The 18473-nt window shown below is 66.5% G+C and carries 26 protein-coding genes; 24 read left to right on the top strand and 2 right to left on the bottom strand.

The window, feature by feature from the left end; all coding sequences use genetic code 11:
- The first annotated feature begins 183 nt into the window (after nt 1–183).
- The 22 genes from ACYBYQ_RS20465 (at nt 184) to ACYBYQ_RS20360 (ending at nt 13615) form a co-directional block, all read left to right on the top strand.
- Complete coding sequence (locus ACYBYQ_RS20465) at nt 184–888, top strand: aspartyl/asparaginyl beta-hydroxylase domain-containing protein (RefSeq protein WP_459618838.1); 705 nt, start codon at nt 184–186, stop codon at nt 886–888.
- A 329-nt stretch (nt 889–1217) separates the two neighbouring features.
- The gene (gene rplN / locus ACYBYQ_RS20460; protein WP_005017313.1) at nt 1218–1586 is read left to right on the top strand and encodes a 50S ribosomal protein L14; all 369 of its coding nucleotides are present in this window, start codon (nt 1218–1220) and stop codon (nt 1584–1586) included.
- Between the two features lie 10 nt (nt 1587–1596).
- Complete coding sequence (rplX, locus tag ACYBYQ_RS20455; RefSeq protein WP_459616250.1) at nt 1597–1917, top strand: 50S ribosomal protein L24; 321 nt, start codon at nt 1597–1599, stop codon at nt 1915–1917.
- 12 nt (nt 1918–1929) lie between these two features.
- Nucleotides 1930–2469, top strand: coding sequence for a 50S ribosomal protein L5 (gene rplE, locus ACYBYQ_RS20450; protein WP_459616249.1), 540 nt, complete (start codon nt 1930–1932; stop codon nt 2467–2469).
- Nucleotides 2470–2481: 12 nt separating this feature from the next.
- The gene (gene rpsN / locus ACYBYQ_RS20445) at nt 2482–2787 is read left to right on the top strand and encodes a 30S ribosomal protein S14 (RefSeq protein WP_459616248.1); all 306 of its coding nucleotides are present in this window, start codon (nt 2482–2484) and stop codon (nt 2785–2787) included.
- A gap of 10 nt (nt 2788–2797) precedes the next feature.
- Nucleotides 2798–3193, top strand: coding sequence for a 30S ribosomal protein S8 (gene rpsH, locus ACYBYQ_RS20440; RefSeq protein ID WP_459616247.1), 396 nt, complete (start codon nt 2798–2800; stop codon nt 3191–3193).
- 12 nt (nt 3194–3205) lie between these two features.
- Nucleotides 3206–3739 carry a 50S ribosomal protein L6 gene (gene rplF / locus ACYBYQ_RS20435; protein ID WP_459616246.1) on the top strand — a complete coding sequence of 178 codons (534 nt, stop codon included), beginning with the start codon at nt 3206–3208 and terminating at the stop codon, nt 3737–3739.
- Between the two features lie 21 nt (nt 3740–3760).
- Nucleotides 3761–4126 (top strand): 50S ribosomal protein L18, encoded by a 366-nt coding sequence (gene rplR, locus ACYBYQ_RS20430; protein ID WP_459616245.1) that lies wholly within the window; start codon nt 3761–3763, stop codon nt 4124–4126.
- A gap of 15 nt (nt 4127–4141) precedes the next feature.
- Nucleotides 4142–4663, top strand: a complete 522-nt coding sequence (rpsE, locus tag ACYBYQ_RS20425; protein WP_459616244.1) for a 30S ribosomal protein S5 — start codon at nt 4142–4144, stop codon at nt 4661–4663.
- 3 nt (nt 4664–4666) lie between these two features.
- Nucleotides 4667–4852, top strand: a complete 186-nt coding sequence (gene rpmD / locus ACYBYQ_RS20420) for a 50S ribosomal protein L30 (RefSeq protein WP_459616243.1) — start codon at nt 4667–4669, stop codon at nt 4850–4852.
- Between the two features lie 9 nt (nt 4853–4861).
- Entirely contained in the window at nt 4862–5302 is a 441-nt protein-coding gene (gene rplO, locus ACYBYQ_RS20415; protein ID WP_459616242.1) for a 50S ribosomal protein L15, read from the top strand.
- Nucleotides 5303–5316: 14 nt separating this feature from the next.
- Nucleotides 5317–6642: a preprotein translocase subunit SecY gene (gene secY / locus ACYBYQ_RS20410; protein WP_459616241.1), complete on the top strand. Its 1326-nt coding sequence runs from the start codon at nt 5317–5319 to the stop codon at nt 6640–6642.
- A 9-nt stretch (nt 6643–6651) separates the two neighbouring features.
- Nucleotides 6652–6870 (top strand): translation initiation factor IF-1, encoded by a 219-nt coding sequence (gene infA, locus ACYBYQ_RS20405; protein WP_165023363.1) that lies wholly within the window; start codon nt 6652–6654, stop codon nt 6868–6870.
- A gap of 31 nt (nt 6871–6901) precedes the next feature.
- Nucleotides 6902–7015, top strand: coding sequence for a 50S ribosomal protein L36 (gene rpmJ / locus ACYBYQ_RS20400; RefSeq protein WP_003806928.1), 114 nt, complete (start codon nt 6902–6904; stop codon nt 7013–7015).
- A 39-nt stretch (nt 7016–7054) separates the two neighbouring features.
- Entirely contained in the window at nt 7055–7420 is a 366-nt protein-coding gene (gene rpsM, locus ACYBYQ_RS20395) for a 30S ribosomal protein S13 (protein WP_459616240.1), read from the top strand.
- A gap of 14 nt (nt 7421–7434) precedes the next feature.
- Nucleotides 7435–7836 carry a 30S ribosomal protein S11 gene (gene rpsK / locus ACYBYQ_RS20390; RefSeq protein WP_003806930.1) on the top strand — a complete coding sequence of 134 codons (402 nt, stop codon included), beginning with the start codon at nt 7435–7437 and terminating at the stop codon, nt 7834–7836.
- An 11-nt stretch (nt 7837–7847) separates the two neighbouring features.
- Nucleotides 7848–8471 (top strand): 30S ribosomal protein S4, encoded by a 624-nt coding sequence (gene rpsD / locus ACYBYQ_RS20385; RefSeq protein WP_459616239.1) that lies wholly within the window; start codon nt 7848–7850, stop codon nt 8469–8471.
- A gap of 184 nt (nt 8472–8655) precedes the next feature.
- Nucleotides 8656–9642, top strand: a complete 987-nt coding sequence (locus ACYBYQ_RS20380; protein ID WP_459616238.1) for a DNA-directed RNA polymerase subunit alpha — start codon at nt 8656–8658, stop codon at nt 9640–9642.
- Between the two features lie 163 nt (nt 9643–9805).
- Nucleotides 9806–10201, top strand: a complete 396-nt coding sequence (gene rplQ, locus ACYBYQ_RS20375; protein ID WP_459616237.1) for a 50S ribosomal protein L17 — start codon at nt 9806–9808, stop codon at nt 10199–10201.
- A 157-nt stretch (nt 10202–10358) separates the two neighbouring features.
- A complete protein-coding gene (gene cutA / locus ACYBYQ_RS20370) occupies nt 10359–10700 on the top strand; it encodes a divalent-cation tolerance protein CutA (protein ID WP_459616236.1) in 342 nt (113 codons plus the stop codon).
- Between the two features lie 12 nt (nt 10701–10712).
- Nucleotides 10713–12617, top strand: a complete 1905-nt coding sequence (gene dsbD / locus ACYBYQ_RS20365) for a protein-disulfide reductase DsbD (protein ID WP_459616235.1) — start codon at nt 10713–10715, stop codon at nt 12615–12617.
- Between the two features lie 146 nt (nt 12618–12763).
- Nucleotides 12764–13615 carry a DMT family transporter gene (locus ACYBYQ_RS20360; protein WP_459618837.1) on the top strand — a complete coding sequence of 284 codons (852 nt, stop codon included), beginning with the start codon at nt 12764–12766 and terminating at the stop codon, nt 13613–13615.
- Nucleotides 13616–13661: 46 nt separating this feature from the next.
- On the opposite strand, the gene hemB is transcribed toward ACYBYQ_RS20360, so the two are convergent.
- Nucleotides 13662–14678 carry a porphobilinogen synthase gene (gene hemB, locus ACYBYQ_RS20355; RefSeq protein ID WP_459616234.1) on the bottom strand — a complete coding sequence of 339 codons (1017 nt, stop codon included), beginning with the start codon at nt 14676–14678 and terminating at the stop codon, nt 13662–13664.
- Nucleotides 14675–15298: a ribosome biogenesis GTP-binding protein YihA/YsxC gene (gene yihA / locus ACYBYQ_RS20350; protein ID WP_459616233.1), complete on the bottom strand. Its 624-nt coding sequence runs from the start codon at nt 15296–15298 to the stop codon at nt 14675–14677. The genes hemB and yihA overlap by 4 nt, the downstream gene beginning before the upstream one ends.
- 267 nt (nt 15299–15565) lie before the next feature.
- On the opposite strand from yihA, the gene ACYBYQ_RS20345 reads away from it, so the two are divergent.
- Together ACYBYQ_RS20345 and ACYBYQ_RS20340 are read left to right on the top strand one after the other, a co-directional pair.
- Nucleotides 15566–16264: a c-type cytochrome gene (locus ACYBYQ_RS20345; RefSeq protein ID WP_459616232.1), complete on the top strand. Its 699-nt coding sequence runs from the start codon at nt 15566–15568 to the stop codon at nt 16262–16264.
- A gap of 111 nt (nt 16265–16375) precedes the next feature.
- Complete coding sequence (locus tag ACYBYQ_RS20340) at nt 16376–18466, top strand: cytochrome c biogenesis protein ResB (protein WP_459616231.1); 2091 nt, start codon at nt 16376–16378, stop codon at nt 18464–18466.
- Nucleotides 18467–18473 lie beyond the last annotated feature (7 nt).

Raw genomic sequence — 18473 nt, 5'->3', positions numbered from 1 at the left:
GGTGGCGTGCTGCAGGACCACTTGATCCGGCGGGGCAGGAGCCATTGGCCCGGCATGGGCCGAGCCCGGGCTGCGGCGTTTCGGTATGATTTCGCGTAACGGACCCGACACCGAGAGGAACCCCGACCCATCGTGCCCGCTACCCGTACCCAGGACCTCCCGCGCCCCAGCCTGATTTCCCGCATGCTGTCCCGGCTGGTGGACGGACTGCACCATCGCATCGCCCGCGCTTCGCTGGTGGGCGACCAGCCCATCTTCGACAATGCCCGGTTCCCCTGGGTGGCGCAGCTGGAGGCCCGGGCGCCGGCGATACGGGCCGAACTCCAGGCCCTGCTGGCCGACCGCCAGCGCCTGCCCGCCTTCCACGAGCTTTCCCCTGACGTCGGCATGATCACCGGCGACGACCAATGGAAGACTTTCGTCTTCATGGGCTATGGCCTGCGTTCGGCGCGCAACCTGGCCCGATGCCCCCAGACTGCGCAGGCGCTGGCCGGCATACCGGGCCTGCGCACCGCGTTCTTTTCCATCCTTGAGCCCGGCAAGCGCATCCCCCTGCACCGCGGGCCCTACAACGGGGTGTTGCGCCTGCATCTGGCGCTGGTGGTGCCGGAGCCGCGCGAGAAGTGCTGGATCGAGGTCGACGGCCAGCGCTATGTCTGGCAGGAAGGCAAGGCCGTGGTGTTCGACGATCTCTATCCTCACCAGGTGCACAATGACACCGACGGCGTGCGCGCCGTGCTCTTCGTCGATTTCGAGCGGCCGTGCCGCGCCCCGATGCGGTGGCTGAACCGGGCCGTGCTGGCGTTGGCGCCCTTCAGCGACGAACTGCGCCGCGGCAAGGCCAACCACGACGCCTGGGAGAAGCGCTATTACGACGAAAAGCAGTGAGGCATCACTCGGCGCGCGGAAATCCGGCGTATGATGGCGGCCGCTGCCCGCCCGAAGCGGCAATGCAACAAAGCACTTGCGTGCCGCGAGCAATCAAGCTAGAATAACCAGCTTTCCCAAATTGTTTGCGTTATCGCCTTGTATTTGCGTGCGGGCGGAGAGCGCAGATCGTAGTGCCTGGGAAAGAGCTTTCCGCAGGATTTCAACCCAGGGTCGCCGTGCATTTCGCGCGTCGGACCTGACGGGACCAAAACTGGCAGGAAGGGGTGCTCAGCCGCCACGCAGCGGCTTCAAGCGTCTTTTCCGGTTAAGTTGGAACAGGAAAAATCATGATCCAAATGCAGACCACGCTGGACGTGGCCGACAATACTGGTGCGCGTGCCGTCATGTGCATCAAGGTGCTCGGTGGCTCCAAGCGCCGTTATGCCGGCATCGGCGACATCATCAAGGTGAGCGTCAAGGATGCGGCCCCGCGCGGCCGTGTCAAGAAAGGCGAAATCTACAACGCCGTGGTGGTGCGTACCGCCAAGGGCGTGCGCCGCAAAGACGGCTCGCTGATCCGGTTCGGTGGCAATGCCGCCGTGTTGCTCAACGCCAAGCTGGAGCCCATCGGCACCCGCATCTTCGGACCCGTTACGCGCGAACTGCGTACCGAGAAGTTCATGAAGATCGTGTCGCTGGCCCCGGAAGTGCTGTAAGGAGCCCACGATGAACAAGATCCGTAAAGGTGACGAAGTCATCGTCCTGACTGGTCGCGACAAGAAGCGTCGCGGCACCGTGCTGGCCCGCGTCGACGCCGACCACGTGCTGGTCGAGGGCGTGAACGTCGTCAAGAAGCACATGAAGGCCAACCCCATGGCCAACAACCCCGGTGGCATCGTCGAAAAGACGCTTCCGATCCATATCTCCAACGTGGCGCTGTTCAACCCCGCCACCGGCAAGGGCGATCGCGTGGGCATCAAGGAAGAGGACGGCCGCAAGGTTCGCGTGTTCCGTTCCAATGGTGCCGTCGTCGGCGCCAAGGCGTAAGGGGCGAAAGACATGTCTCGTTTGCAAGAGTTCTACAAGAGCAAGGTCGTCGCCGACCTGCAGGCCAAGTTCGGCTACAAGAGCGTGATGGAAGTGCCCCGCATCACCAAGATCACCCTGAACATGGGTGTCTCGGAAGCGGTCGCCGACAAGAAGGTCATCGAGCACGCCGTTTCCGACCTCACCAAGATCGCCGGCCAGAAGCCCGTCGTGACCAAGACCCGCAAGGCCATCGCCGGATTCAAGATCCGCGAGAACTACCCGATCGGTTGCATGGTCACGCTGCGCGGCCAGCGCATGTACGAATTCCTGGATCGCCTGGTGGCGGTCGCGCTGCCTCGCGTGCGCGACTTCCGCGGCATCTCGGGTCGTGCCTTCGATGGTCGTGGCAACTACAACATCGGGGTGAAAGAGCAGATCATCTTCCCCGAGATCGAGTACGACAAGATCGATGCGCTGCGTGGGCTGAATATCAGCATCACCACCACCGCCAAGACCGACGAAGAAGCCAAGGCGCTCCTGACCGCCTTCAGCTTCCCGTTCCGCAACTAAGGGGCTGATGACGTGGCTAAACTTTCCCTCATCAATCGCGACATCAAGCGCGCCAAGCTGGCAGACAAGTACGCCGCCAAGCGCGCCGAACTGAAGGCGATCATCGACGACCAGTCGAAAACCGACGAAGAGCGTTACCAGGCTCGCCTGAAGCTGCAGCAACTGCCGCGCAACGCAAACCCCACCCGCCAGCGCAGCCGCTGCGTGGTTACCGGTCGTCCCCGCGGTGTATTCCGCAAGTTCGGCCTGACCCGCCACAAACTGCGTGAGATGGCCATGCGTGGCGAAGTGCCCGGCATGACCAAGGCCAGCTGGTAGGAGAAAAAATATGAGCATGAGCGATCCCATCGCCGATATGCTGACCCGCATTCGCAATGCGCAGCAAGTAGACAAGGTCTCGGTGACCATGCCCTCCTCGAAGCTGAAGGTGGCCATCGCCACCGTGCTGAAGGACGAAGGCTACATCGAGAGCTTCCAAGTGAAGGGCGACCAGGCCAAGCCTGAGCTCGAGATCACCCTGAAGTACTACGCCGGCCGTCCGGTCATCGAGCGCATCGAACGCGTCTCGCGCCCGGGCCTGCGTATCTACAAGGGCCGCAGCAGCATTCCCCAGGTCATGAACGGCCTGGGCGTGGCTATCGTTTCGACCTCGCGCGGCGTCATGACCGACCGCAAGGCTCGCGCCAACGGCGTGGGCGGCGAAGTCCTGTGCTACGTGGCCTAAGGAGAAATTCTCATGTCACGTATCGCTAAATACCCCGTCGAGCTGCCCAAGGGCGTCGAAGCCACGATCAGTGCCGGTGAAATCGTCGTCAAGGGCCCGCTGGGCACGCTGACGCAGGCCCTGACCGGCGACGTCGCCGTTCGCCAGGAAGATGGCAAGCTGAGCTTCACCGTGCTGAACGATTCCCGCCATGCCAAGGCGATGTCGGGCACCATGCGTGCGCTGGTCGCCAACATGGTCACCGGCGTCAGCAAGGGTTTCGAGCGCAAGCTGAACCTGGTGGGCGTGGGTTACCGCGCCTCCGTGCAAGGCAACGCCGTCAAGCTGCAGCTGGGCTTCTCGCACGATGTGGTGCACGATCTGCCCGCCGGCGTGAAGGCCGAATGCCCCACCCAGACGGAAATCGTCATCAAGGGCTCCAACAAGCAAGTCGTCGGTCAGGTGGCTGCCGAGATCCGCGCTTACCGCGAACCCGAACCCTACAAGGGCAAGGGCGTGCGCTATGCGGACGAGCGCGTGGTCATCAAAGAGACCAAGAAGAAATAACGGCGCACGCAAGGACGAATCATGGACAAAAAAGTTTCCCGTTTGCGTCGTGCGGTTTCGACTCGCCGGAAGATCACCGAACTGCGCGTACATCGCCTCTCGGTCTTCCGCTCGAACCAGCACATCTACGCCAACATCATTTCGCCGGAAGGCGACCGCGTGCTGGTCAGCGCCTCCACGATCGAAGCCGAGGTGCGCGCGCAGCTGGCCGGCAAGTCGGGCCTGGGCGGCAACACCGCCGCTGCAGCCCTGGTCGGCAAGCGCGTCGCCGAAAAGGCCAAGGCCGCCGGCATCGAACTGGTTGCCTTCGACCGCTCGGGCTTTCGTTACCATGGCCGCGTCAAGGCGCTGGCCGAAGCCGCGCGCGAAGCCGGCCTGAAGTTCTAAGCGAGGATCTGTCAAATGGCTAAAGTACAAGGCAAGAACGCCGCGGAAAAAGAGAACGACGACGGTCTGCGCGAAAAGATGATCGCGGTCAACCGCGTCAGCAAGGTGGTCAAGGGTGGTCGCACCATGAGCTTTGCCGCGCTGACCGTGGTGGGCGACGGCGATGGCCGCATCGGCATGGGCAAGGGCAAGGCGCGTGAAGTGCCGGTGTCGGTCCAGAAGGCGATGGAACAGGCCCGCCGCGGCATGTTCAAGGTTGCCCTGAAGAACGGCACGCTGCATCACACGGTGGTGGGCAAGCACGGCGCCTCCACGGTGCTGATCTCGCCGGCTGCCGAAGGTACCGGCGTGATCGCCGGCGGCCCGATGCGCGCCATTTTCGAAGTGATGGGTGTGCGCAACGTGGTTGCCAAGAGCCTGGGCTCGAGCAACCCGTACAACCTGGTCCGTGCGACCCTGAACGGTCTGCGCGCCTCCCTGACCCCGGCGGAAGTCGCTGCCAAGCGCGGCAAGTCCGTCGAAGAAATCCTGGGGTAAATCATGGCTCAGAAGCAGATCAAAGTTACGCTCGTGCGCTCCGTGATCGGCACCAAGCAATCCCACCGCGATACTATCCGCGGTCTGGGCCTGCGCCGCATCAACAGCAGCCGCGTGCTGGTCGACACGCCCGCGGTGCGCGGGATGATCCGCAAGGTGGATTATCTCGTCTCCGTCTCGGAAGCCTAAGGAATCACGATGTCGGATATCCAACTCAATACGCTCAAGCCCGCCGAGGGCAGCAAGCACGCCAAGCGCCGCGTCGGCCGTGGCATCGGCTCGGGTCTGGGCAAGACCGCCGGCCGTGGCCACAAGGGCCAGAAGTCGCGTGCCGGTGGCTTCCACAAGGTCGGCTTCGAAGGCGGCCAGATGCCGCTGCAGCGTCGCCTGCCCAAGCGCGGTTTCACGCCGCTGGGCCAGCACCTGTACGCCGAAGTCCGCCTGTCGGACCTGCAAGCCCTGACCGCCGAGGAAATCGACGTGCAGGCGCTGAAGGCCGCCGGCGTGGTGGGCCAGGCCGTGCGTTACGCCAAGGTCATCAAGTCGGGCGAGCTGTCGCGCAAGGTGGTCCTGCGCGGCATCACCGCGACGGCCGGCGCGCGCGCCGCCATCGAGGCCGCGGGCGGCTCGCTTGCTTGAACACGGGGTGACGAGTGGCTAAAGCGCAGGCACTAGGCAAGACCGGAGCACGTTACGGCGATCTGAAGCGCCGCCTCGTGTTCCTGGTGCTCGCCCTGGTGGTATACCGTCTGGGTACGCACATCCCGGTTCCGGGCATCAACCCGGACGCGCTGGCGGAGCTGTTCCGCCAGAACCAGGGCGGAATCCTGGGCCTGTTCAACATGTTCTCGGGCGGTGCGCTGTCGCGCTTTTCGATCTTCGCCCTGGGGATCATGCCGTACATCTCGGCATCCATCATCATGCAGCTCATGACGGTGGTGGTGCCCTCGCTGGAAGCCCTCAAGAAAGAGGGCGAGGCGGGCCGTCGGCGTATCACCCAGTACACCCGCTACGGCACGGTCGTGCTGGCGCTGGTGCAGGCGGTGGGCATATCGATCGCGCTGGAGTCGCAGCAGGGGCTGGTCATCGATCCGGGCATGCTGTTCCGCTTCACCACGGTGGTCACGCTGGTCACGGGCACCATGTTCGTCATGTGGCTGGGCGAGCAGATCACCGAGCGGGGGCTGGGCAACGGCATCTCGATCCTGATCTTCGCCGGTATCGTCGCGGGCCTGCCCACGGCGCTGGCCGGGCTGCTGGACCTGGTCCGTACCAACGCCATGTCGGTGCTGTCGGCGCTGTTCATCGTTGCCCTGGTCGTGCTCGTGACCGCCTTCGTGGTGTTCGTCGAGCGGGGCCAGCGCAAGATCACGGTGAACTACGCCAAGCGCCAGGTCGGCAACAAGGTGTACGGCGGCCAGAGCTCGCACCTGCCGCTCAAGCTGAACATGGCCGGGGTGATTCCGCCGATCTTCGCGTCGTCGATCATCCTGTTCCCGGCCACGATCACCAGCTGGTTCTCGAGCGGCCAGAGCATGACCTGGCTGCGCGACCTGGCTGCGGCCCTCGAACCCCGGCAACCGCTCTACATCACGCTGTACTCGGTCGCCATTATTTTCTTCTGCTTTTTCTATACGGCGCTGGTTTTCAACAGCCGTGAAACTGCAGACAACCTGAAGAAGAGCGGCGCTTTCGTGCCCGGGATCCGTCCCGGTGAACAGACGGCGCGGTACATCGACAAGATCCTGATGCGCCTGACCCTGGCCGGCGCCATCTACATCACGCTGGTGTGCCTGCTGCCCGAGTTCCTGGTCATGCGCTGGAACGTACCGTTCTACTTCGGTGGCACGTCCCTGTTGATTATTGTTGTTGTCACGATGGATTTCATGGCTCAGGTCCAGGCCTACATGATGTCCCACCAGTATGACTCGCTGCTCAAGAAGGCGAACTTCAAGGGTACGGGTTTGCCGATGCGATAAACGAGAGCAATGTCCAAGGACGACGTCATCCAGATGCAAGGTGAGGTTCTGGAGAACCTCCCCAACGCGACTTTTCGCGTCAAGCTTGAAAACGGCCATGTGGTGCTGGGCCATATTTCCGGCAAGATGCGTATGCATTACATCCGGATCCTGCCGGGCGACAAGGTCACAGTGGAGCTCACTCCCTATGACCTTTCCCGCGCCAGGATCGTCTTCCGCTCGAAATAGCGGCCGGGTTACGGAAAATTAGGAGTCAACCATGAAAGTAATGGCATCGGTCAAGCGGATCTGCCGCAACTGCAAAGTAATCAAACGTCACGGCGTGGTGCGTGTCATCTGCACCGACCCGCGTCACAAGCAGCGTCAAGGCTAACCCGGTTAGCGGACGCAACGGAACTATCAAGGAACAGTCATGGCCCGTATTGCTGGCATCAACATTCCGCCGCATCAGCACGCCGAGATCGGCCTGACCGCCATTTTTGGCATCGGTCGTACGCGTGCCCGCAAGATCTGCGAGGCGGCGAACGTCCCGCTGACCAAGAAGGTCAAGGATCTGAGCGACGCCGAACTGGAGCGCATCCGCGAACACGTCGGCGTGTTCACGGTTGAAGGCGACCTGCGTCGCGAGGTTCAGCTCTCGATCAAGCGCCTGATCGATCTGGGAACCTATCGCGGCATGCGTCACAAGCGCGGCCTGCCCGTACGTGGCCAGCGCACCCGCACCAACGCCCGCACCCGCAAGGGTCCGCGTCGTGCTGCTGCGGCCCTGAAGAAATAATCGAGGAATAGATCATGGCGAAAGCTTCCACCAGCGGCGCTTCGCGCGTGCGCAAGAAGGTCAAGAAGAACGTCTCGGACGGCATCGCGCACGTTCACGCTTCGTTCAACAACACCATCATCACCATCACCGACCGCCAGGGCAACGCCCTTTCGTGGGCCACGTCGGGCGGCGCCGGCTTCAAGGGCTCGCGCAAGTCCACGCCGTTCGCCGCGCAGGTGGCCGCCGAGACGGCCGGCCGCGTTGCGATGGAATACGGCATCAAGACCCTCGAAGTGCGCATCAAGGGCCCCGGCCCCGGCCGTGAATCGTCCGTGCGTGCGCTGAACGCCCTGGGCATCAAGATCTCGAGCATCGCCGACATCACGCCCGTTCCGCACAACGGCTGCCGTCCGCCGAAGCGTCGTCGTATCTAAAGGGAATCCACATGGCACGTTATATTGGACCCAAATGCAAGCTCTCGCGCCGCGAGGGCACCGACCTGTTCCTCAAGAGCGCCCGCCGTTCGCTGGACTCCAAGTGCAAGCTGGATTCCAAGCCCGGCCAGCACGGCCGCACCTCGGGTGCGCGCACGTCCGACTACGGCCTGCAGCTGCGCGAGAAGCAGAAGCTCAAGCGCATGTACGGCGTACTCGAGAAGCAGTTCCGCAAGTACTTCGCCGAGGCCGAGCGCCGTCGCGGCAACACCGGTGAAACGCTGATCCAGCTGCTCGAATCGCGCCTGGACAACGTGGTGTACCGCATGGGCTTCGGCTCGACCCGCGCCGAAGCGCGCCAGCTGGTGAGCCACCGCGCCATCGAGCTCAACGGCCACACCGCCGACGTCGCCTCGATCCTGGTCAAGGCCGGCGACGTGATCTCGGTGCGCGAGAAGGCCAAGAAGCAGTCCCGCATCAAGGAATCGCTCGACCTGGCAACCAGCATCGGCCTGCCGCAGTGGGTCGAGGTCGACACCTCCAAGATGACCGGCACCTTCAAGTCGCCTCCGGATCGCGCTGATGTCGCCCGTGACATCAACGAATCCATGGTGGTGGAACTGTATTCGCGTTGATTGCCCGCGGGTGCCCGGCGCACCCGCCGCAACCCGCGCGAGCACGGCGCCTGCCATGCATTGCCCATCGCAACGGCCCGCCGCCGTCCTTCCCGGACGGGGCGGGCTTTGCGGTCAGAAGTCTCTCTCTTCCATCAGCCTTATCGGTGTAACGAGCCGAGGGTATTGAAAAGGAATACTGTACATGTCCACTCAAGGTTTCCTGAAGCCGCGCTCCATCGAAGTCGAACCGGTCGGCACCCACCACGCCAAGATCGTGATGGAGCCGTTCGAGCGCGGCTACGGCCACACGCTGGGCAATGCCCTGCGCCGCATCCTGCTGTCGTCGATGACCGGCTATGCGCCCACCGAAGTCCAGATGACCGGCGTGGTGCACGAATACTCGACCATCCCGGGCGTGCGCGAAGACGTGGTCGACATCCTGCTGAACCTGAAGGGCGTGGTGTTCAAGCTGCACAACCGCGACGAAGTCACCCTGGTGCTGCGCAAGAACGGCGCCGGCTCGGTCGTGGCGAGCGACATCGAACTGCCGCACGACGTCGAGATCATCAATCCCGACCACCTCATCTGCAACCTGACCGAAGCCGGCAAGCTGGAGATGCAGATCAAGGTCGAGAAGGGCCGCGGCTATGTGCCGGGCAACGTGCGCGCGCTGTCCGAAGACCGCACGCATACCATCGGCCGCATCGTGCTCGACGCTTCGTTCAGCCCCGTGCGCCGCGTCAGCTACGCGGTGGAAAGCGCCCGTGTCGAGCAGCGTACCGACCTCGACAAGCTGGTGCTGGACATCGAGACCAACGGCGTGATCTCGCCCGAAGAAGCGGTGCGCCAGTCGGCCCGCATCCTGATGGACCAGATCTCCGTGTTCGCCGCCCTCGAAGGCGCCGGCGATTCGTACGAAGCCCCGGTCCGCGGCACGCCGCAGATCGATCCGGTGCTGCTGCGCCCGGTCGACGACCTGGAGCTCACGGTGCGTTCGGCCAACTGCCTGAAGGCCGAGAACATCTACTACATCGGCGACCTGATCCAGCGTACCGAGAACGAGCTGCTCAAGACCCCGAACCTGGGCCGCAAGTCGCTCAACGAGATCAAGGAAGTCCTGGCCGCACGCGGCCTGACTCTGGGCATGAAGCTCGAGAACTGGCCTCCCCTGGGCCTCGAGCGCCCCTAAGCCTTGCGGCCGGCGCCGGGCAACCGGAACCGGCCTTTTGCCGGCATCGGAAGATGCCTTTTCCACCGGACCGCGGCTGGGTATCCACACGAACCCGGGCCGATAGAAGAGCCGGACAACCCGATGGCGGAAACGCCGTCACCTAGATTCAAAGGAAATCATCATGCGTCACGGTAATGGCCTGCGTAAACTCAACCGCACCAGCAGCCACCGTCTTGCCATGTTCCGCAACATGGCCGTTTCGCTGATCACTCACGAAGCGATCAAGACCACGCTGCCCAAGGCGAAAGAACTGCGCCGCGTCATCGAGCCCCTGATCACGCTGGGCAAGGAACCCACGCTCGCGAACAAGCGCCTGGCCTTTGCCCGCCTGCGCGACCGCGATGCCGTGGTCAAGCTGTTCGCCGAAATCGGTCCGCGCTACGCGAACCGCAACGGCGGCTACACCCGCGTGCTGAAGATGGGCTTCCGCCAGGGCGACAACGCTCCCATGGCTTTCATGGAGCTGGTCGACCGTCCGGAAGTGGATGCGTCCGAAACCGAAGGCGACGCCGAGTAATCCCGGCCAGCCATGCGGCAACGGGGAACGGGCCTGCGGGCCCGTTTCTGCTTTTTGGCGCCGCCGATGCGTCAGCGTGCGCAGGCTGCGCGCGCCGGGGCAGATAAAATAGCCCGTCACCCCGCATCCCGGGGCCACTTTCCCGCACGGAGCCCGCATGCTGCATGACGACGACGTGGTGCTGGTGATCAGCAATGCGCCCGACACCCTGCTGGCCAAGCGCATCGCCCATGTTCTGGTCGAGGAAGGTCTCGCGGCCTGCGTGAACATCGGCCCGCCAAGCTTGTCCATCTATCGCTGGCAGGGCGAGATCGAGGGCGCCGAGGAGGTGCCGCTCGCCATCAAGACCACCCATGGCCGCCAGGCCGAGGTGGTGGCGGCGCTGCAGCGCCTGCATCCCTACGAAGTGCCCGAGATCCTCGTGCTGCCGGTTGCCGGCGGGGCCGCGCCCTATCTCGAGTGGGTGCGCGCCCAGACCCGGCCGCAAGACACGCCCTGAGGATCCCATCGCATGCAGCCCAGTCCAGTCCGGTCCCTTAGCGCCTTTCCTTTCCTGCGCCGTGTGACGGCATGGCCCGGCGCGGGTTTCGTGCTGTGCGTGCTGCTGGCCGTTGCGGCCTTCCTGTCTGCGGTCCGGCCGGCGGGTGCCGCTTCCGAAGCCGATTTCCTGCCGCCGGAGCAGGCCTTCGGCTTCAGCGCCAGCATGCCGGCGCCCGACGTGCTGGTCCTGCGCTATGCGATCGCGCCGGGCTACTACATGTACCGCGAGCGTTTCGGCCTGGTGGCCAGCCCGCCGCAGGCGGCGGCGCTGGGCGAGGCGGCCTATCCGCGCGGCGAGGTCAAGTACGACCCGACCTTCGAGAAGGACATGGAGGTCTATCACCGCAGCGTGGAGATCCGCGTGCCGGTGCGTCCCGCGGAAGGCGGGCCGGTGACCCTCACGCTCACCAGCCAGGGCTGTGCCGACGCGGGCCTGTGCTATCCGCCCATGGACAGCATGGTGCGCCTGGTGCCGGTGGACGGCGGCTATGGCCTGGATGCCTCCGCCGCCCCCGCCGGCGCCACGCCGGCCCCGGCCTCCGGCGGACTGGAAGCGCTGCTGAGCGCCGGCGACGTGGGCCTGGCCGATGCGCTGGGCGGCCTGGGCTGGCTGGGCACGGCCGGCGTGTTCCTGCTGCTGGGGCTGCTGCTGGCCTTCACGCCCTGCGTGCTGCCGATGATCCCCATTCTGTCGTCCGTGGTGCTGGGCGGTGCGCGCCCGGCGTCGCGCTGGCGCGGCCTGGGCCTGGCGGCCGCCTACGTGCTGGGCATGTCGGTGGTCTATACGGCCCTGGGCGTGGCGGCCGGGCTGAGCGGCGCGGGCCTGGCCGCATGGCTGCAGACGCCCTGGCTCCTGGGGCTGTTCGCCCTGCTGCTGGCCTTGCTGGCCCTGGCCATGTTCGACGTCTACACCTTCCAGGTGCCGGCCGGCGTGCAGGCGCGCCTGGCCGAGTGTTCCAACCGGATCCCGGGCGGCCGCGCGGCCGGCGCGGCAGTCATGGGCGCCATCTCCGCGTTGATCGTCGGGCCCTGCGTGGCGGCGCCGCTGGCCGGCGCGCTGCTCTACATCTCGCAGACCGGCGACGTGCTGCTCGGCGGCGCCGCGCTGTTCGCGCTGGCCTGGGGCATGGGCGTGCCGCTGCTGCTGGTGGGGGCGTCCTCGGGTGCGCTGCTGCCGCGCTCGGGGCCCTGGATGGACGGCGTCAAGCGCCTGTTCGGCATGCTCCTGCTGGCCACCGCCTGGTGGATGCTGGTGCCGGTGCTGCCCACCTGGCTGCAGATGCTGGGCTGGGCCTTCCTGGCCGTGGTGGGAGCGGTGATGCTGCGGGCCTTCGATGCGCTGCCCGCCGGGGCGGGGCCCGGACGCATGTTCGCCAAGGGCCTGGGCCTGCTGCTGGCGCTGCTGGCGGCGGCCTGGCTGGTGGGCGCGGCCAGCGGCGGACGCGATGTCCTGCAGCCGCTGTCGCACCTGGCGGCGCGCGGCCAGGCCGCGGCGGGCGCGCCGGCTGCCGCGGGCGCGGTCTCGTTCCAGCGGGTGCGCAGCAACGCCGAACTCGACGCGCTGCTGGCACGCAGCGACCGGCCCGTGATGCTGGACTTCTATGCCGACTGGTGCGTGGCCTGCCGGGAAATGGAGCGCTTCACCTTCAGCGACCCCGAGGTGGCCTCCCGCATGCGGGGCATGCTGCTGCTGCAGGCCGACGTCACCGCCAACAATCCCGACGACCGGGCGCTGCTCAAGCGCTTCCGGCTGTTCGGCCCTCCCGGCATCATGTTCTTCGCGCCGGGCGGCCGCCTGATCGCCGACGAGCGCGTGGTCGGCTTCCAGGACGCGCGTCGCTTCGCCGCCACGCTGGAGCGCGTCGCATCGCGCTGAAGCCTGGCAGGGCAGGCCGCACGGGGCGGCCCGGGGTACCATGGCGGTGCGCGCCTCCTGCGCCGTTTCCTCCTTCTGCCATCGTGTCCAGTCCGCCGCCCAACGCGCCACCCCGGAGCCGCCTCGATCCGGTGTACCTGCAGCTGATGCTGGTCATGGCAACCTGGGGCACGAACATCGTGGCCATGAAGTACCTCACCGGCAAGATGGACGTGATGGTGGTGGCCGCGGTGCGCATCCAGATCGCCTTCGCCGCGGTGTCGCTGTTCCTGTATGCCCGTTTCGGCCGCGTCCCGCCGCTGCAGGCCGCGCAGCTGGCCTGGCTCATCGCCGGCGGCACGCTGGTCGTGTACGTGCACCAGGCCACGCTGGTCTGGGGGCTGCGGCTCACCTCGGCGGCCAACGCCACGCTCATCATGGCCACCAGCCCGCTGCTGTCGGCATTGCTGGCCGCGCTGTTCTACCGCGAGCGCCTCACCCCCAGCCGGCTGGGCGGCGCAGGCCTGGGCCTGGGCGGCGTGGCGCTGGTGGTGGCAGGCAGCGGCGGGCAGCTGGCCCATGCCGGCTGGGGGGACCTGCTGGTGGGCCTGGCCGTGGCTGCCTTCGTCTTCGGCGGGCTGGTGATCCAGCGCGTGTCGCGCGCCCTCGATCCGCTCACCATCCTCTGGTACATGTACCTCGTGGGCTGCATCGCCCTCACCCTGCACGCGGCGCTGAGCCCGGCCACGTACCAGGCCGCTTCCTGGACGCTCGAGGTCTGGCCATGGGTGCTGGTGGTGTTCACCAGCGTCTTTGCCTCGGGCGTGTGCAACCTCATGTGGAACGCGGGCATCGCGCAGCTCGGCATGAGCCGGGCCGCGATGTTCGTGAACTGGCTGCCCATCTTCGGCCTGATCGCCGCGGCCATCTTCCTGGGCGAGCGCATCACCGGCGCCCATCTCGCAGGGCTGGTGTGCGTGCTGTGCGGAACCTGGCTGGGACTGCGGCGCAGGCGCTGAGGAGCCGGCCCCGCCGCATGGCCGGCTGTGCGGGCCGACCGGACCGTCAGGCCGCCTTGCGCAGCAGTGTGGCGGCCTCGATGGCGAAGTAGGTGAGGATGCCATCGGCGCCAGCCCGCTTGAAGGCCAGCAGGGCTTCCATCATGACCTTGTCGTGGTCCAGCCAGCCATTGGCGGCCGCCGCCTTGATCATGGCGTACTCGCCGCTGACCTGGTAGGCGAAGGTGGGGACGCGGAAGGCGTCCTTCACGCGGCGCACCACGTCGAGGTAGGGCATGCCGGGCTTGACCATCACCATGTCGGCGCCTTCCCGCAGGTCGGCGGCCACCTCGCGCAGCGCCTCGTCGATGTTGCCCGGATCCATCTGGTAGGCCGCCTTGTTCGACTTGCCCAGGTTGGAGGCCGAGCCCACCGCATCGCGGAAAGGGCCATAGAAGGCGCTGGCGTACTTGGCCGAGTAGGCCATGATGCGGGTGTGGATGCGGCCGCCGTCTTCCAGGGCCTGGCGGATGGCGGCGATGCGGCCGTCCATCATGTCGCTGGGCGCCACGATGTCGACGCCGGCATCGGCCTGCACCATGGCCTGGCGGATCAGGATCTCCACCGTGGGCTCGTTCAGCACGTAGCCCTGGTCGTCGATCAGGCCGTCCTGCCCGTGGCTGGTGTAGGGGTCCAGGGCCACGTCGGTGAGCACGCCGAGTTCGGGGAAGCGCCGCTTGAGCTCGGCCACCACGCGCGGCACCAGGCCCTCGGGGTTGGTGGCTTCGATGCCGTCGGGCGTCTTGAGGGCGGGATCGATCACCGGGAACAGGGCCATCACGGGGATGCCCAGCGCGACGCAGCGCTCGGCCACGGGCAGCAGGGTGTCGAGCGAATGGCGCATCACGCCGGGCAGCGAAGGCACGGGCTGCTGCAGGCCGGTGCCCTCGGCCACGAACACGGGATAGATGAGGTCGTCTGCGGTGAGCGCGTTCTCGCGCACCAGGCGGCGGGTGAAGTCGTCGCGGCGCAGGCGGCGCGGGCGGGAGGCGGGGAAGTCGGCGGAAACGATATGCGGCGTCATGGTACGACCTTGGGGGAAATCCAGTTCTCGATGGTCTGTGTGGCTTCGGGCAGGCCGATGCGTTCGGTGGCCGAGAACGGCACGGTGTTGAGCGCGCCGATGTCGGCCAGCTGCTTGCGCACGTCGTAGACGGCGCGCACGCGCTGGCCGTAGGGCAGCTTGTCGGCCTTGGTGAGCAGGGCGAGCACCGGCCGGCCCGTGGGGGCGATGAAGTCGGCCAGGCGGCGGTCGAGGTCGGTGACGCCGCGGCGGATGTCGATGAGCAGCACGATGCCGGCCAGCGAGCTGCGGTCGCGCAGGTAGCCGCCGAGCACGTCGGCCCACTTGTCTTTCTCGCGGTATGCCACCGAGGCATAGCCGTAGCCCGGCAGGTCGACCAGGAAGCCGAGCTGGGCGGCGGGGTCGAGCGGATCGGGCAGGCCGAACATGTTGATCAGGCGCGTGCGGCCAGGGGTCTTGCTGGAGTAGGCCAGGCGGCGCTGGTTGCACAGCACGTTGATGGCGGAGGACTTGCCGGCATTGGAGCGGCCGACGAAGCACACTTCGGGCGCACCGGCCGGCGGAAGCTGGTCGAGGCGGGCCGCCGAGATGAAGAAGGAGGCGCGGTGCAGTAGGGACACGTTGGGTGGTAGCCGGATGGTTGCGAACCCTATTGTATAATCGTGCGTTTGCAACAGTGGTCCCCGCACGAGGGGCCGGCAAAATCGTCCGCGATTCCAACTAAAACAGGGACAAAGGCGAGGAGGCCGGGGCGAGACGCAGCGCCAGGATGGTGGCTCGTAGTGCACCGAGGCGCGCGTGGCGCAAAACCTGCAAGGAGACGTGCGGGCAAGCGTGGGCGCGAGTTTTCTTCGTGCCTTGATCGATATCCGATCGACGAGGTCTACATGAAGCGTGTGCTGTCCCGGATGTTGGCAACGAGCGGACTGGTGCTTGGCGTAGCCGCTCATTCCACGTGTATCGCCCAGGGTGCCCAGGCACCGGCCCAACCCGATGCCGCCAAGGGCGGACAGCTCTACGAACAGGGCGACGCGGCGCGTGGCATCGTGGCTTGCGCGTCCTGTCATGGCGCAAAGGGCAACAGCGCCATACCCGCGAACCCGAACCTGGCGGCCCAGCCGCACGAATACCTGGTCAAGCAGCTCACGGAATTCAAGGTCAAGCAAGGCGAGACGCTGCCCCTGCGCAAGGGCCCCGGCAACGCGCCCACCCCCATGACTCCCATGGCCCAGCCGCTCACCACCGAAGACATGCAGAACGTGGCGCTGTATCTCTCGCAGCAGCCGCTCGAGCAGCCGGCCACGGCCGGCTACGAGGCGCTGGTGGAGCAGGGCCGCAAGATCTGGCGCGGCGGCCTGCCCGAGCGCGGCGTTCCTGCCTGCGCGGCCTGTCACGGCGCCAATGGCGCGGGCATTCCCGGGCAGTATCCGCGCCTGTCGGGCCAGTTCCCGGCGTATCTCGAGGCGCAGCTCAAGCTGTTCCGCAGCGGCGAGCGCGCCAACAGCCAGCCCATGCATGAAATCGCCGACCGCATGTCCGACGGCGACATCAAGGCCGTGGCCGATTACGCTGCCGGTCTGCGCTAATATGCGTGCGGTGCGGCAGTCGCCGCATCGCTGCCGCATCTGCGCGCCGGAACCCGCAACCGGCGCGTGCTGTCTACAAGGGAGGCCCGCCGTACCGCCTCCCTTTTCTTCATGACACAGACTTCCGACGTTTCCCGCTCCTATCGCCGCAGCCTGGCTGGCGACCTGGTCGAACTGCTCAGTTCGATGCGCTTTGCGGTCAGCCTGCTGATGTTCGTATGCGTGGCGAGCGTGGTGGGCACCGTACTCGCGCAGAACCGTCCCTCCAGCAACTACATCGACCAGTTCGGCCCGTTCTGGTTCGAGGTGTTCGACAAGTTCTCGATCTGGCACGTCTACAACAGCTGGTGGTTCCTGCTGATCATGGCGTTCCTGGTGGTGTCCACCTCCATCTGCCTGACGCGCAACGCGCCCAAGATGGTGCGCGACGCGCGCTCGTTCCGCGAGCACGTGCGCGCCGGCAGCCTGCGCGCCTTCCCGCATCGTGTCGAGGCGGTCGAGGCCGGCACGGTGGCGCAGACGGCCGAACGCGTGCGGGGCCTGCTGGCAGGCATGGGCTATGCCGTGCGCGAGCGCCGCGACGGCGAGAGCGTGATGCTCGCCGCCAAGAAAGGGTCGGCCAACCGGCTCGGCTACATCTTCGCGCATGCGGCTCTCGTCATCATCTGCGTAGGCGGGCTGCTCGACAGCGAATTGCCGGTGCGCCTGCAGGTGCTGCTGGGCGGCAAGCAGCCGGTGGTCGACAACATGCTCATCGCGGAAGTGCCGCCCAGCGGCCGCCTGTCGGTGGCCAATCCCAGCTACCGCGCCAGCGTGCTGGTGCCCGAGGGGGACCAGGTCGGCTCGGCGGTGGTGATGGTGGGCGACGGCGCGCTGGTGCAGCCCCTGCCGTTTGCGCTGCGGCTGAAGCGGTTCATCATCGATTACTACTCCACCGGCATGCCCAGCCGTTTCGCCAGCCAGGTGGAAGTCACCGATCCCGCGACGGGCGAGCGCTTCGACGCCACCATCGAGGTGAACGAGCCGCTGCGCTACAAGGGCGTCACGGTCTACCAGTCCAGCTTCGACGACGGCGGCAGCACGGTGGCGCTCACGGGCTACCCGCTGGTGGGGCAGGACGGCGCCATGTTCGCCGTCAACGGCAAGGTGGGCCAGCGCACCGAGGTCAGCGCGGCCGATGCCCAGGGGCGGCGCCATGCCCTGCAGGTGGAGATCACGGCCTTGCGGCCCATCAACGTCGAGGACCTCTCAGGGGGCGCGCCGGCCGCCGCCCGCACGCTGGGCGAACACGTGGCCTCGGTGGCGGGCAGCGCCGCCGGCAGGAAGAACGACAGCCTGCGCAACATCGGCCCCAGCGTCGAATACCGCCTGATCGACGATTCCGGCCAGGCGCGCGAGTTCCAGAACTACATGCTGCCCATGACGCTGGACGGCGCGTCGGTATTCCTGGCGGGGGTGCGCAACAATGCGGGCGAGAACTACCGCTATGTGCGCATGCCGGCCGACGAGAACGGTTCGCTGGCCGAATTCATGCGCCTGCGCGCGGCCCTGGCGGACCCGCAGGCCCGGCAGGAGGCCGCGCGGCGCTTCGCTGTGCGCAACGTTCCCGAGGGCGGCGACATCCAGCCCCTGCAGACGGCGGCCGGGCGCGCGCTGGACACCTTTGCCCAGGGCGGCCTGCAGGCCATCGCGGATTTCCTGCAGGCCAACACGCCGGCAGCCGACCTGGAACGGGCCGCCGACGTCGTGGTGCGCCTGATCGGCGCCAGCGTGGCCGAACTGCGGGATGTTGCCCGCGAGCGCGCCGGCCTGGCGCCCGTGGACGTGTCCCGGCCCGAGCTGGCGGAGGCGGCAGGCCAGTGGTCGCGCCTGGCGGTGGCGGCGCTGTCGGACCTGACGGTGTATCCGGCGCCGGTATTCTTCGCGCTGAGCGACTTCAAGCACGTGCAGGCCAGCGTGTTCCAGGTGAGCCGCACGCCCGGCAAGACCACCGTCTACCTGGGCTGCCTGCTGCTGATCGCGGGCATCTTCTCCATGTTCTACATCCGCGACCGCCGCGTGTGGGCGTGGATCCGCCCGGCCGGGGAGGCCGGCGGCGCGGCGGTGCTGGCCGCCATGACGTCCCAGAAGCGTACACTCGACTTCAACCACGAGTTCGAACGCTTCCGGGCTGCACTGTTAAACCGGCAAGAGAGGTCCTGAGGTTCCC

The sequence above is a fragment of the Bordetella sp. 2513F2 genome (assembly GCF_054642735.1).
This window is presented reverse-complemented; position numbering and strand designations above follow the sequence as displayed.